The organism is Streptomyces sp. NBC_00249, from assembly GCF_026342355.1.
Lineage (GTDB): Bacteria > Actinomycetota > Actinomycetes > Streptomycetales > Streptomycetaceae > Streptomyces.
The window spans coordinates 253,910-266,295 of record NZ_JAPEMV010000007.1 but is presented as its reverse complement, the minus strand read 5'-3'; the positions used below and the strand labels follow the sequence as shown (position 1 = coordinate 266,295).

The window sequence follows — 12,386 nt, the reverse complement described above, 5'->3', positions numbered from 1 at the left end:
TCTCGCTTCGGGGCGCGAGATTCGCAGGAAAGGGGCCCTCAGAAGGCGCGCATTCGACACATACAACGAGCACCGGGCGTCATCGTCGCCTCGGTCGCAAGGGTGCGGCTGCTCGTCGTGGTCATGGGCCCAAGTAAAGCAGACGGAGTCACTCACCGATCAACGTTGTCCGTATAGCGGACGGATTCCGGCCGCTATACGGACAACGCCGGTCAGCTCCAGCCATCCGTCTCGAGCACGACTCCGGCGTCCCCGACCAGCGCGGACACGGCCGACAGGTCCCTGACGGCCACGTCCGCGCCGCGTTCGGCGGCGCCGTGCGTTGTGGCCAAGGCCACGGTCCGCATCCCGGGCGGCGGGCGGCGAGGAGGAAGGGCTCGGCAGCTTCATGCCTTCCAGGAGAGCCCGGGGCGAGGGGCGGGCGCATCGGGTCTTTCGGCCCGTAATACCCTCGCTGCATGCTCGACGCCCTGACGGTCGCCATCGGCGCCGCCGCCCTCGCCCTCGCCGCCTGGTGCGGTCACGCCGTGTGGCGGGACCAGCCGACCAAGGACTGGCACTTCATCGGCATGGCCGTGGTGACCGTGCTGGTCCTGGCCCAGCTGGTGGTCGGCCTGGTCCAGCTGGCCAGGGGTGAGGAGCCCGCCCAGGGCACGGTGCTCTTCGTGGCCTACCTGCTGGGCGCCTTCGCGGCGGTCCCGGCGGCCGGGATGCTGTCCCTGAGCGAGCGGACCAAGTGGGGTTCGGTGACGGTCGCCGCGGGCGCGGTCGTCCTCGCCGTCCTCGAAGTACGGCTCTACGACATCTGGGGAACCGCCGGTGCCTGACGACACGACGACCGCCGCGGCGACCGGCTCCGGGCGCAAGCGGCTGGTCTCCGGACCGGGGCTGCTGCTGGTGTGGCTCTACGGGGTGATGGTGGTCGGCGCGGTCTCGCGCTCGGCCTACCAGATCTCCACCGAGTTCGACCGGGCCCCGCTCGCGTACTCCCTGTCCGGGGCCGCGGCCCTGGCCTACGCCTTCATCACGTACTCGCTGGTGCGCGGCGGCGAGCGGGCCCGCAAGGCGGCTCTGGTGTGCTGCGGCGCCGAGCTGGCCGGGGTCCTGGCCGTCGGCACCTGGACCCTGCTGCGGCCCGAGGCCTTCCCGGACGCGACCGTGTGGTCGGACTTCGGGATGGGCTACCTCTTCATCCCGGTGATCCTGCCGGTCACGGGCATGCTCTGGCTCCGCGCGAAGCGTTAGCGGGCGTTCGCGGGCCCGCACTGTGACAGCGCGGGCCCGCGAACGCCCGGCCAGGGCTTACGCGCTGACCGCGAACTCCGTCGCGTCCTTGGCTTCCTTCTCCAGGATCACCAGGTGCACGCCGTCCGAGGCGGTGCGGTTGCCGACCGCCAGGTAGCCGGCCTTGCGGTACAGCCGCAGGTTCGACTCGCTCTTGTGGCCGGTGTGCAGGCGGAAGCGGGTGGTGCCGCCGTGGCCCGTGAGGGCTTCCTCGACGCCGCGCAGCAGCCGGGCGCCGAGCCCGTGGCCCTGCAGGCGCGGGTGGACGCACAGCTTGGCGATGCTCGCCGTGCCGTCCTCGCCGACGCTGCCGCGCACGGTGCCGACCACCTCGTCGCCGAGCCGGGCCACCAGGACGGTGTCCGAGGCCAGCTCCGCCTTCAGGGAGTCGAGCGACTGGGTGAGCGGCTGGATGAGGTAGTTGCCGTACAGCTCGGCCTCCCGCTGGAACGCCAGATACTGCAGCTTGAAGATCTGCTCGACGTCCTCGGCAGCCGCCGCCGAAATGGTCACGCTCGTACCCATGTGCGCATGCCTCCCGCTCACCCGGTAGCCCTTTGGTCTACCGCTCCCTTCCCCGCAGGCCAGGAGCCGCAACCTCTGTAGCGAGCATTCTGCGCAGACATCCCAGGCATCGGGAACGGACGGGCCCCAAACTTCCTTGTGAGATACCCAACTCTCCTGCGATTTCACGGTAGGTGAGGTCCCTGGGCGAAAGAAGTGCTCCTATCAGCTCCGGGCAGCGTCCCGGCAATCGGGCGACCGCCGATCGGAGGGCCCGGTTCTCCTCGCCGTGCAGCAGCGCGTCCTCCGGTTCCCCGGCGGCGTCGGCGGGCGTGGCCCCGTACGGGATCTCGCGCCGCGCCCGGCGCCGGGCGAGCCGGGCCTCGGCGCGCACCGCCCGCCGTATCCAGCGGGCGCGGCCGGTGGGGTCGGGCTCGCGGGGGCCGTGCTCCAGCAGTCTTACCCAGACGGCTTGTTCCAGGTCGGCGGCGTCCACCCCGGCGGCGGGGGCCTCCGCCTCCGCCTCGGCGGAGAGCAGCGGGCCCAGCTCCTCGAAGAGGTCAGCCTTCAGCAGGTCCATGCCGGGCGGGACGCGGTCGGCGGGCCGGGCGGTTTCGGTGCCGGGCCGGGCCCACCCGTACGGGAACGGCCGCCGGGCGGTTGACGCCCGGCGGCCGCGGGTGAGTGGCCCGGGGGCGGCTAGCGGTTGGCGGCGCGGCCCGGGCGGAAGGCCTCCGCCGCGAGCAGGCCGGTGTCCGGGTTGTCGGTGAAGATGCCGTCGATGCCCAGTTCGAAGTACCGCTTGAACGCGCCGAAGGCGTCCCCGTAGGCGGCCGGGTCGGTGCCCTTGCGGTACTCGGCCGGCAGGAAGCTGTTCTCGTTGCGCGCGGTGTAGGGGTGCAGCAGAAGGCCCCGTGCGTGGGCGTCCTTGACCAGGGTGGTCGGGGTGCCCAGCTTGCCGGCCGCGTCGCGCGGCACGATCAGGTCGAGGGTGGGGCCGATGCCCTGGGCGAAGCCGGAGATCCACTTCAGGCCCTCGGGCTTGACCAGGTCGGCGACCGTACGGGGGTCCTTGGCCGTCTCGAAGTCCCAGGGCCGGGTGTTCGCGGCGGAGAGCAGCACCACGCGGGGGGCGGACACGAGCCGCGAGAGCCGCTGGATGCTGGAGGGTTCGAAGGACTGGAGGAACACGGCGGCGTCCCGGCCGTCGCGGCCGTAGCGGCGCAGCAGTTTGGCGAGGGGCTCCTCCAGGCCGAGGCCCAGCCCGCGGAAGTAGGTGGGGTGCTTGGTCTCCACGTGCAGCCAGATCTGCCGGTCGCGCCGGCGGCCCTCCCGGGCGGCCCAGCGCAGCACCTCTTCGAAGGTGGGTACGGCCCAGCGGCCGTCGTAGAGGGTGTTGCGCTGCCGGACGGCGGGGATACGTTCCTTCGCGCGCAGGGTCTTCAGCTCGGCGAGGGTGAAGTCCTCCGTGAACCAGCCGGTGACGGAGACCCCGTCGACGGACTTGGTGGTGCGCCGGGAGGCGAACTCCGGGTGGTCGGCGACGTCGGTGGTGCCGCCGATCTCGTTCTCGTGCCGGCACACCAGGTGTCCGTCCTTGGTGGGGACGAGGTCCTGTTCGATGACGTCGGCGCCCAGGTCGAGGGCGAGTTGGTAGGAGCCGAGGGTGTGCTCGGGCCGGTAGCCGCTGGCACCCCGGTGGCCGATGACCGTCGGGTACGGGAGGTCCCGGTAGCCGCCCTCGCCGTGCCCGCCCTCCGTCGCGGAGGCGGTTCCCGCCGCCAGTCCGGTGATTCCGGTTCCGGCCGCGAGGACCGCCGCTCCCAGTACCGTGCGCCGCGCTGCCCCACCCTGTGTCATGCGTGCCACTCCTCGTTCTGAAACGGGCCCGCGGTCCCCGGGATCTCCGGAGCGGGCGGCCCGGATCGGCGTGCCGATGGTAGGCAAGGGTGCGTGACGAGGGGGTGGGCTCCGCCGGAACATGGCGGAAACGTGCGTCAACACTGCGTATCCACCACGTGAACCCGATGTGCGATCAGTGGTGACCCGCGAGTATCGTCCTCACCTGCACTACCGCCGTGTGGTGCGCAACCCGCTCGATGCCGGAGGGCTCACGTTGTTCCGTACCGCGCTCATCAAAGCCACTGTCGGACCGGTCATGCGCCTGATGTTCCGCACCAAGGTGGAGGGCATCGAGAACATTCCGGGCACCGGTGCGGTGATCCTGGCGGGCAACCACCTGACCTTCATCGACTCGATGATCCTCCCGCTGCTCTGCGACCGTACGGTCCACTTCATCGGCAAGGACGAGTACGTGACGGGCAAGGGCCTCAAGGGCCGCCTGATGGCGTGGTTCTTCACGGGCGCCGGCATGATCCCGGTGGACCGTGACGGTGCGAACGGCGGAGTGGCCGCGCTGATGACGGGCCGCCGGATCCTGGAGGAGGGGAAGATCTTCGGGATCTACCCCGAGGGCACCCGCTCCCCCGACGGCCGCCTCTACCGCGGCCGGACCGGCATCGCCCGGCTGACCCTGATGACCGGGGCCCCCGTGGTCCCCTTCGCGATGATCGGCACCGACAAGCTGCAGCCCGGCGGCGCGGGCATGCCGCGCCCGGGCCGGGTCACGGTCCGCTTCGGCGAGCCGATGGAGTTCTCCCGCTACGAGGGCATGGACCGCGACCGCTACGTGCTGCGGGCCGTGACGGACTCGGTGATGGCCGAGGTCATGCGGCTGTCGGGCCAGGAGTACGTGGACATGTACGCGACCAAGGCGAAGGCCGCCTAGCCTCCCCCCTCCCCCCCCCGTTTCCTTACTGCCGCTGGAGTGCCCGGCTGACGCCCGCCGCCGTCGTGGTGGCGAGGATCCAGCCGGTCACGATCAGCAGGTACGACAGCCACTGGTACCAGCCGCTCGGCGCGAAGGCGGCCTCCTGGCCGAAGCCGATGATCGGCAGCATCAGGTCGAGGGTGTAGAAGACCGGGTTGAAGTCGGGCGCCTCTCCCGCCTTGATCGGGCGGGGCGGCCTCAGGCCGTACGCGATCCAGCCGGTCAGCAGCAGCGCCAGCAGCCAGCCCGCCGCGCGCAGCGGCCGGAAGCCGTACCCGACGGTGGCGTCCTGGAGCAGGCCCCAGAGCCGGGTGTGCCGGGGCTGGGTGCGGCGGTGGCGGCGCAGCTTGGCGAGCTGCACGGTGCGGGCGGCCGCCTCGTCGCCGGCCGTGCGGTAGGCGGCGGCGAGCTGCTCGTAGGCGTACGGGACGTAGCCGGACTCCTCGCGCTCCAGCGCGGGCAGCCGTTCCTCGGCGGGCAGGTGCGGGGCGAGGGTGCGGTAGGTGAGCCCGTCGATCCGTATCTCCTCGGGCCAGGTCCCGGGCGGCATGTGGAAGAGGTCGAACTGGGAGCGCCGGAGGTTCAGGCCGCCCTGGATGGTGTCGCAGGAGCGCAGCCAGACCTCGCCGGCCTGGCAGCTGGAGGCGCGCAGGGCGACGCCGCCCGGGTTGAGGAAGCGGGCGTACGCGAAGTTGAGCTGGCCCGGTACGCGGGATCCGGTGAGGTTGACCCCACCGCGCAGCTCGGTGCGCATGGCGCGCAGGTCGGTGCCGACGGTCAGGTTCTCGGCGTGCAGGGCGGTGCCGCCGGGGGCGAGGAGCCGGGCGTCGTCCAGGTTGATCTGGCCGCCGACGGTGGTGCCGTTGATCCGGGTCTGGCCGTGGACGGTGAGGTCCGTGGCGATGATGTCGGTGCCGATGTCGGCGTGGTTGATCTGGAGCGGGGGTGCTTCGGCGTCCTCCTCCCGGTCCGGGGTGTCGGCCGGCGGGGTGCCGATGACCGCCCTGCGGAGGAAGAGGCCGCCGGCTATCCGGGCGCCGGAGAGCCGGACGGGGCCCGTGATGCGGCAGCAGGACAGTCTGAGGGACATGTCGACGCGCAGGCTGTCGGCGGTGAGTCCGGGGAGCGTCGAGTCGTTGGCGACGAAGACCCTCAGCTGGGCCCCGTGGAGCATGGGTCTGCGTTCGAACCAGCAGGCGCGCAGCCGGAGGGGGTGGTCGACGACGGCGTAGCGGAGGTTGAGCTTGCCGGTGATGCGGGCGCCCCTGATGTTCAGTCCGGGGACCTGGCCCGCGACGGCGGGCCCGTTCAGCAGGAGGGCGGTGATCACCTCGGCGCGCAGGGTCCGTTCGGGGCCCCAGGACTGGCCGGTGGCGCCGGTCTCGTCGGGGTCCTCCCGGAAGTCGACGCCTTCGCCGTGCGGGAAGGCGTCCCAGACGCGGCGTTCGGCCGGGGTCAGATCGTTGATCTCCATCGCGGGGATGGTGTCCCGGGGGCCGACGCACTGTCAACACCAGCCGGGACATCGTCCCCTGGTGGGGCGTCAGTGCTCGACGCCCTCCTGGAGTTCCTGTCCCTTGAGCAGGAACCAGGCGGCGACGGCGGTGGCCAGGAGCACGGCCGCGCCGACCCCGGAGGCGAGCCGCAGCCCGTCGACGAAGGCCTCCTGGGCGGCGCCGACCATCTGTGAGGCGGTCTGCGGGTCCAGGGTCTTGGCGGCCTCGACGGCCCCGCCGAGGGATTCGTGGGCCGCGTCGGCGACGGGGGCGGGCACCGACGCCGGGGCGGTGAAGCCCTGGTAGACGCCGGTGACGACGGAGCCGAGCAGGGCGATGCCGAGGGCGGCGCCCAGTTCGTACGCGGTCTCGGAGACGGCCGAGGCGGAACCGGCCTGCTCCTTGGGGACGCTGGAGAGGATGACGTCGGCGGTGACGGTGAAGGAGAAGCCCGCGCCGAGGCCGACGGCGAGCAGGGCGACGCCGAGCAGCGGGTAGCCGGTGTCCTTGTGGATGACGGTCAGGGCGGCCAGGGCCACGCCGATGGCGGCGAGGCCTCCGGCCACGATGACGCGTACCGAGTAGCGGCGGGCGTAGCGGCCCGCGACGAGGCCGGTGGCCACCGCGCCGATGGCGGCGGGCAGTTCGGCGAGGCCCGCTTCCAGGGGGTCGCGGCCCTGTACGAGCTGGAGGAACTGGGAGAGGAAGAAGACCAGTCCGGAGAGCCCGAACACGGTGAGCAGGTCGGCCAGGACCGCCCCGGAGAAGCCGCGGTGCTTGAAGAGCCGCATGTCGAGCAGCGGGGACGGCAGGCTGAACTGGCGGCGTACGAAGGCGTACAGGCAGGCGGCGCCGATGACGGCGGCGGCCCAGACGCCCCAGGTGGGGCCGTGGCTGGCGAGTTCCTTGACGGCGTAGACCACGCCGATGACGCCGACGAGGGACAGGGCGACGCTGACCAGGTCCCAGGGGCCGGCGACCGGGTTCTTGGACTCGGGGAGCAGCTTGATGCCGACGAGGACGAGGGCGATCATGACGGGGAGGTTGATGAGGAAGACCGAGCCCCACCAGAAGTGCTGGAGCAGGGCTCCGCCGACGACGGGTCCCACGGCCGCGCCGGCCGAGGCGGTGGCGCCCCAGATGCCGATGGCGAGGCTGCGTTCCTTGGGGTCGTGGAAGATGTTGCGGATCAGCGCGAGGGTGGACGGCATCAGGGTCGCGCCGGCCACGCCGAGCAGGGCCCGTGCGACGATCATCATCTCGGGGCTGGTCGCGTAGGCGTTGAGGACGGAGACGGCGCCGAAGGCGGTGGCTCCGACGAGGAGCAGCTTCTTGCGGCCGATGCGGTCGCCGAGGGAGCCCATGGAGACGAGCAGGCCGGCGATCACGAAGGAGTAGATGTCGCCGATCCACAGCAGCTGGGTGCCGGACGGCTTGAGGTCCTCGCTGAGGGAGGGGGTGGCGAGGCCGAGCACGGTGGCGTCCACCGCGACCAGCAGCACGGCCAGGACGAGCACGGAGAGGGCGAGCCAGCGACTGCGGCTCCTGCCCTCCACTCCCGTCCGCCGGTTCAGCTGTTCGGTACGGCTCATCACTCCACACTCCGTCGCACTCCACCGAGCAGCAACTCGATGATCATGTATTGAAAGTCCTTGGCCGCGACCCGGCCGTCCATGACGGCCCAGGCGCAGGTGCCGATGAGCCCGTAGAGGGCCTCGGTGAGCCAGGCGGGGCTGAGGTCGATCCGGATGTCGCCCTCCTGCTGGCCGCGCCGGAAGAGCGCGCCCACGCGGGCGTCGAGCCGGGCCCAGCCCTCGTTGATCTGGTCGCCCTCGAAGAGCTGGTTCTCGGTGACGAGGAAGGCCAGCAGTTCGGCGTTCGGCTCCGCTTGCGCGACGAGCCGCTTCAGGGCCTCCACCGCCGTGCCCTCGTCGAGACGGGCGTTGTCGAAGGCGACTTCGAACTCGCGGATGCCGAGTTCTTCCAGGGCCCGTACGAGGGCGTCGCGCCCGGCGAAGTGCCGGTGGAGGGTCGCGCGGCCGATTCCGGCGGCGCGGGCGACCTCGTCCATCGTGGCGGTCGATTTGCGGGAGAGCAGGGCCGCCGCGTCGCGGAGCACCTGGTCACGATCCATGGCCATGAGACAAGCATACCCCGAATGAGACATCGACGTCTCATTCGATCGGAAAATGGGGTGCCCGGCGGGCACCCCGGAAGGAAATCTGAGCGCATGAAGCCACTGCTGCTGATCGATGTGGACGGACCCCTGAACCCCTACGCCGCCCAGCCCCAGCGCCGCCCGGAGGGGTACTCCACCCACCGGATGCGGCCCACGGGCTGGCGGGAGTCCGAGAGTGTCAAGCCCCTGCGGGTCTGGCTCAACCACGGCCACGGCGCGGAGCTGCTCGCGCTGGCGGACGCGTACGAACTGGTCTGGGCGACGACCTGGAAGGACGAGGCCAACGACTGGATAGGCCCGCACCTCGGACTGCCGAGGCTGCCGTTCATCGACTGGCCGGTGATGCACGGGCGGGCCCCGCGCGGCACCTTCTGGAAGACCCAGTACGTCCTGGAGTACGCGGCCGGGCGGCCCTTCGCCTGGATCGACGACGACATCACGGCGATGGACCACGAGTACGTGGACCTGCACCACCCGGCGCACGCCCTGCTGCTGCGCATCGACGAGCGGATCGGCCTGACCCGGCCGGACTTCGACGCACTGGCCGACTGGGCGGAGTGAGCCGAGAGGCAACCGAACGTTATTCGATGACTACTGTCCGTATCCGTTGGATCGAAACGCAGCTTGATCATTTGGAGTGACAGGCGCCGCGAGAGCTACCGCGCGGCCTCCCGGGGGGAGGAAAGTCTTCCCCGGTGAGCCCTTACCCGGGGTGGGCCACCTGCACTGATTTGCGTCTACTGCAGGGAGAGAACCATGAACGTGTCCAAGAAGCTTGCCCTCGGTGCCGCCGCCATGGCCCTCACGATCGGCGGCGCGGTCGCGGTGTCGTCGGCGTCCGCCGAGCCGCAGCGGCCGGCCCAGGCCGCGGCGGTCACCACCGCCTGGGCCAAGGTCGCCGCGAACGGGCAGGTCCTGGGCGGGCAGGGCATCACCGGGATCAACAAGTTCGGCATCGGCCGCTACAACATCACCACGTCCAGCGGCCTCAACGGCTGCGCGCTGCTGGGCACCATCAACACCAACGGCGGGAACGACCCCGGCCCGGGCAGCTCCTCCATCCTGGTCGGGCAGGTGAACGGGAACACCCTCTTCATCCGCACCGCGACCCCGTCCTCCGGCGGCACCGCCGCCGTGGACAGCGACCGGCCGTTCTCGATCAACATCGTCTGCTGACACCCCGTGAACGCCGCAGGGGCGGTACGGGCCACCCGGCCCGTACCGCCCCTGCGGGCGTGACGGCTACTGCTTGTGAATGGCCCAGGCGTGCTGGATGACCAGGTCGGCCTTCAGCTCGTTGAGCTGGACCGCGACCGCCGACGGGGCGGTGCCGCCGCGGCCGTTGCGGGAGGCGAGGGCGCCCTTGACGTTGAGGACGCTGCGGACCTCGGGGGTCAGGTGCTCGGAGATCTTCACGAACTGGTCGTCGGTCAGCTCGTCGAGCTCGATGCCCTCGGCCTCGCAGACCTTGACGCACTCGCCGGCCACCTCGTGCGCCACCCGGAAGGGCACGCCCTGCTTGACCAGCCACTCGGCGATGTCGGTGGCGAGGGAGAAGCCCGCGGGGGCCAGCTCCTCCATCCGCTCCCGGTTGACCGTGAGGGTGGCCATCATCCCGGTGAAGGCCGGCAGCAGGACTTCGAGGGTGTCGCAGGAGTCGAAGACCGGCTCCTTGTCCTCCTGGAGGTCCCGGTTGTAGGCCAGGGGAAGGGCCTTGAGGGTGGCGAGCAGCCCGGTCAGGTTGCCGATGAGGCGGCCCGACTTGCCGCGCGCCAGCTCCGCGATGTCCGGGTTCTTCTTCTGCGGCATGATCGAGGAGCCGGTGGAGAAGGCGTCGTGGAGGGTGACGAAGGAGAACTCCTTCGTGTTCCAGAGGATGATCTCCTCCGCGATCCGGGAGAGGTTGATCCCGATCATCGCGGTGACGAAGGCGAACTCGGCGACGAAGTCGCGGGAGGCCGTGCCGTCGATGGAGTTGCCGACCGAGCCGCGCTCGAAGCCGAGGTCGGCGGCGACCTGCTCCGGGTCCAGGCCCAGCGAGGAGCCGGCCAGGGCGCCCGAGCCGTACGGGGAGACCGCGGTGCGGGTGTCCCACTGGCGCAGCCGCTCGGCGTCCCGGGACAGGGGCTGCACGTGGGCCAGTACGTGGTGGGCGAACAGGACGGGCTGCGCGTGCTGGAGGTGGGTCCGGCCCGGCATGGCCACGTCCGGGTGCGCCTCGGCGAGGCCGACCAGCGCGTCCTGGAGGTCGGCGATCAGTCCGCCGATGGTCCGGGCGTGGTCGCGCAGGTACATGCGGAAGAGGGTGGCCACCTGGTCGTTGCGCGAGCGTCCGGCGCGCAGCTTGCCGCCGAGGTCGGGGCCGAGCCGCTCCAGCAGGCCCCGCTCCAGGGCGGTGTGCACGTCCTCGTCGGCGATGGTGCCGACGAAGGAGCCGTCCGCCACGTCGGCTTCGAGCTGGTCGAGGCCCGCGGTCATGCGCTCGAGCTCCTCGGCCGTGAGCAGCCCCGCCTTGTGCAGGACGCGGGCGTGGGCGCGCGAGCCGGCGATGTCGTACGGCGCGAGGCGCCAGTCGAAGTGGACCGACGCGGACAGCTTCGCGAGGGCCTCGGAGGGCCCGTCGGCGAAGCGGCCGCCCCAGAGCCGGACGTCACCGTTGTTGCTGCTCACAGCTACTGCTCCTCAAGAGGGTGGGTGTTCGACGGCCTCCCCGCCGCGGAGGTGAACGGGGAGGCCGTCTCGGTACTGCGTACTGCCGTGGTGCGTACTGCTTACTGCCGTGGTGCCTAACGACCGGGACTCAGGCGAGGTCGCGGCGTGCGGCGATCTTCGACGAGAGGCCGAAGATCTCGATGAAGCCCTGGGCCTTGGACTGGTCGAAGGTGTCGCCCGAGTCGTAGGTCGCCAGGTTGAAGTCGTACAGCGAGGCGTCCGACTTCCGGCCGGTGACGACGGCGCGGCCGCCGTGCAGGGTCATCCGGATGTCACCGGTGACGTGCTGGTTGGCCTCCTGGATGAAGCCGTCGAGGGCCCGCTTGAGCGGGGAGAACCACAGGCCGTCGTAGACCAGCTCGCCCCAGCGCTGCTCGACCTGCCGCTTGTAGCGGGCCAGCTCGCGCTCGACGGTGACGTTCTCCAGCTCCTGGTGGGCGGTGATCAGCGCGATCGCGCCCGGGGCCTCGTACACCTCGCGGGACTTGATGCCGACGAGGCGGTCCTCGACGATGTCGATCCGGCCGATGCCCTGGGCGCCGGCCCGCTCGTTGAGCTGCTGGATCGCCTGGAGGACGGTGACGGGCCTGCCGTCGATCGCGACGGGGACGCCCGCCTCGAAGGAGATGACGACCTCGTCGGCCTCGCGGGGCAGGGCCGGGTTCGAGGTGTACTCGTAGATGTCCTCGACCGGGGCGTTCCAGATGTCCTCCAGGAAGCCCGTCTCGACGGCGCGTCCGAAGACGTTCTGGTCGATGGAGTACGGGGACTTCTTGGTGGTGGCGATGGGGAGGTCGGCCCGCTCGGCGAAGGCGATGGCCTTGTCGCGGGTCATCGCGTAGTCGCGGACCGGGGCGATGCAGGTGAGGTCGGGGCCGAGGGCGGCGATGCCGGCCTCGAAGCGGACCTGGTCGTTGCCCTTGCCGGTGCAGCCGTGGGCGACGACCGACGCGCCGTGCTTGCGGGCCGCGGCGACCAGGTGCTTGACGATGGCGGGCCGGGAGAGCGCGGAGACGAGCGGGTAGCGGTCCATGTAGAGGGCGTTCGCCTTGATCGCCGGGAGGCAGTACTCCTCGGCGAACTCGTCCCTGGCGTCCGCGACCTCGGCCTCGACGGCACCGCAGGCGAGCGCGCGCTTGCGGATGACGTCCAGGTCCTCGCCGCCCTGACCGACGTCGACGGCGACGGCTATGACCTCGGCTCCCGTCTCCTCGGCTATCCAGCCGATGGCTACGGAGGTGTCGAGGCCGCCCGAGTAGGCGAGTACGACGCGCTCGGTCACGGGCCTCTCCTTACGTGCGTCCGGCGGCGGACGGTGCGTCCAGCAGTAGGCATAACTATGCACTGCTCCGTATGTTTCGTCAATCTGCGACGCGAGTCG

13 protein-coding genes and 1 pseudogene are annotated in these 12,386 nt (G+C 71.1%); 5 read left to right on the top strand and 9 right to left on the bottom strand.

Going from position 1 to position 12,386, the window contains the following annotated elements; all coding sequences use genetic code 11:
* Positions 1–212: 212 nt before the first annotated feature.
* Positions 213–350: pseudogene (locus OOK31_RS28530) on the bottom strand (HAD family hydrolase); the annotation flags it as partial.
* Between the two features lie 108 nt (positions 351–458).
* Here OOK31_RS28530 and OOK31_RS28525 point away from each other — a divergent pair.
* On the top strand, positions 459–827 hold the full coding sequence (locus OOK31_RS28525; protein ID WP_267090241.1) for a hypothetical protein: 369 nt from the start codon (positions 459–461) through the stop codon (positions 825–827).
* A complete protein-coding gene (locus tag OOK31_RS28520) occupies positions 820–1,245 on the top strand; it encodes a hypothetical protein (RefSeq protein ID WP_267090240.1) in 426 nt (141 codons plus the stop codon). The genes OOK31_RS28525 and OOK31_RS28520 overlap by 8 nt, the downstream gene beginning before the upstream one ends.
* A 57-nt stretch (positions 1,246–1,302) precedes the next feature.
* On the opposite strand, the gene OOK31_RS28515 is transcribed toward OOK31_RS28520, so the two are convergent.
* The 3 genes from OOK31_RS28515 to OOK31_RS28505 form a co-directional block, all read right to left on the bottom strand.
* On the bottom strand, positions 1,303–1,809 hold the full coding sequence (locus tag OOK31_RS28515) for a GNAT family N-acetyltransferase (protein ID WP_267090239.1): 507 nt from the start codon (positions 1,807–1,809) through the stop codon (positions 1,303–1,305).
* A 37-nt stretch (positions 1,810–1,846) separates the two neighbouring features.
* The gene (locus OOK31_RS28510) at positions 1,847–2,368 is read right to left on the bottom strand and encodes a sigma-70 family RNA polymerase sigma factor (protein ID WP_267090238.1); all 522 of its coding nucleotides are present in this window, start codon (positions 2,366–2,368) and stop codon (positions 1,847–1,849) included.
* A 119-nt stretch (positions 2,369–2,487) separates the two neighbouring features.
* The gene (locus tag OOK31_RS28505; protein ID WP_267090237.1) at positions 2,488–3,648 is read right to left on the bottom strand and encodes a glycerophosphodiester phosphodiesterase; all 1,161 of its coding nucleotides are present in this window, start codon (positions 3,646–3,648) and stop codon (positions 2,488–2,490) included.
* A 298-nt stretch (positions 3,649–3,946) separates the two neighbouring features.
* Between OOK31_RS28505 and OOK31_RS28500 the strand changes: the two genes are divergently transcribed.
* Positions 3,947–4,576, top strand: coding sequence for a 1-acyl-sn-glycerol-3-phosphate acyltransferase (locus OOK31_RS28500; protein ID WP_267090236.1), 630 nt, complete (start codon positions 3,947–3,949; stop codon positions 4,574–4,576).
* Positions 4,577–4,601: 25 nt separating this feature from the next.
* Here the strand turns inward: OOK31_RS28500 and OOK31_RS28495 are convergent, their stop codons facing one another.
* From OOK31_RS28495 to OOK31_RS28485, 3 genes are all read right to left on the bottom strand, one after another.
* Entirely contained in the window at positions 4,602–6,092 is a 1,491-nt protein-coding gene (locus tag OOK31_RS28495; RefSeq protein ID WP_267090235.1) for a membrane-associated oxidoreductase, read from the bottom strand.
* Positions 6,093–6,161: 69 nt separating this feature from the next.
* A complete protein-coding gene (locus OOK31_RS28490; RefSeq protein WP_267090234.1) occupies positions 6,162–7,706 on the bottom strand; it encodes an MFS transporter in 1,545 nt (514 codons plus the stop codon).
* Positions 7,706–8,254, bottom strand: a complete 549-nt coding sequence (locus tag OOK31_RS28485) for a TetR/AcrR family transcriptional regulator (RefSeq protein ID WP_267090233.1) — start codon at positions 8,252–8,254, stop codon at positions 7,706–7,708. Before OOK31_RS28485 ends, OOK31_RS28490 begins: the two co-directional genes overlap by 1 nt.
* 90 nt (positions 8,255–8,344) lie before the next feature.
* Here OOK31_RS28485 and OOK31_RS28480 point away from each other — a divergent pair, with 90 nt between their 5' ends.
* Complete coding sequence (locus tag OOK31_RS28480; protein ID WP_267090232.1) at positions 8,345–8,854, top strand: HAD domain-containing protein; 510 nt, start codon at positions 8,345–8,347, stop codon at positions 8,852–8,854.
* A gap of 195 nt (positions 8,855–9,049) precedes the next feature.
* Positions 9,050–9,469 carry a hypothetical protein gene (locus tag OOK31_RS28475; RefSeq protein WP_267090231.1) on the top strand — a complete coding sequence of 140 codons (420 nt, stop codon included), beginning with the start codon at positions 9,050–9,052 and terminating at the stop codon, positions 9,467–9,469.
* 66 nt (positions 9,470–9,535) lie between these two features.
* Here OOK31_RS28475 and argH read toward each other — a convergent pair whose 3' ends face one another.
* Both argH and OOK31_RS28465 read right to left on the bottom strand, forming a co-directional pair.
* Complete coding sequence (gene argH / locus OOK31_RS28470; protein WP_267090230.1) at positions 9,536–10,963, bottom strand: argininosuccinate lyase; 1,428 nt, start codon at positions 10,961–10,963, stop codon at positions 9,536–9,538.
* A gap of 130 nt (positions 10,964–11,093) precedes the next feature.
* Entirely contained in the window at positions 11,094–12,287 is a 1,194-nt protein-coding gene (locus tag OOK31_RS28465; RefSeq protein ID WP_267090229.1) for an argininosuccinate synthase, read from the bottom strand.
* Positions 12,288–12,386: the final 99 nt, after the last annotated feature.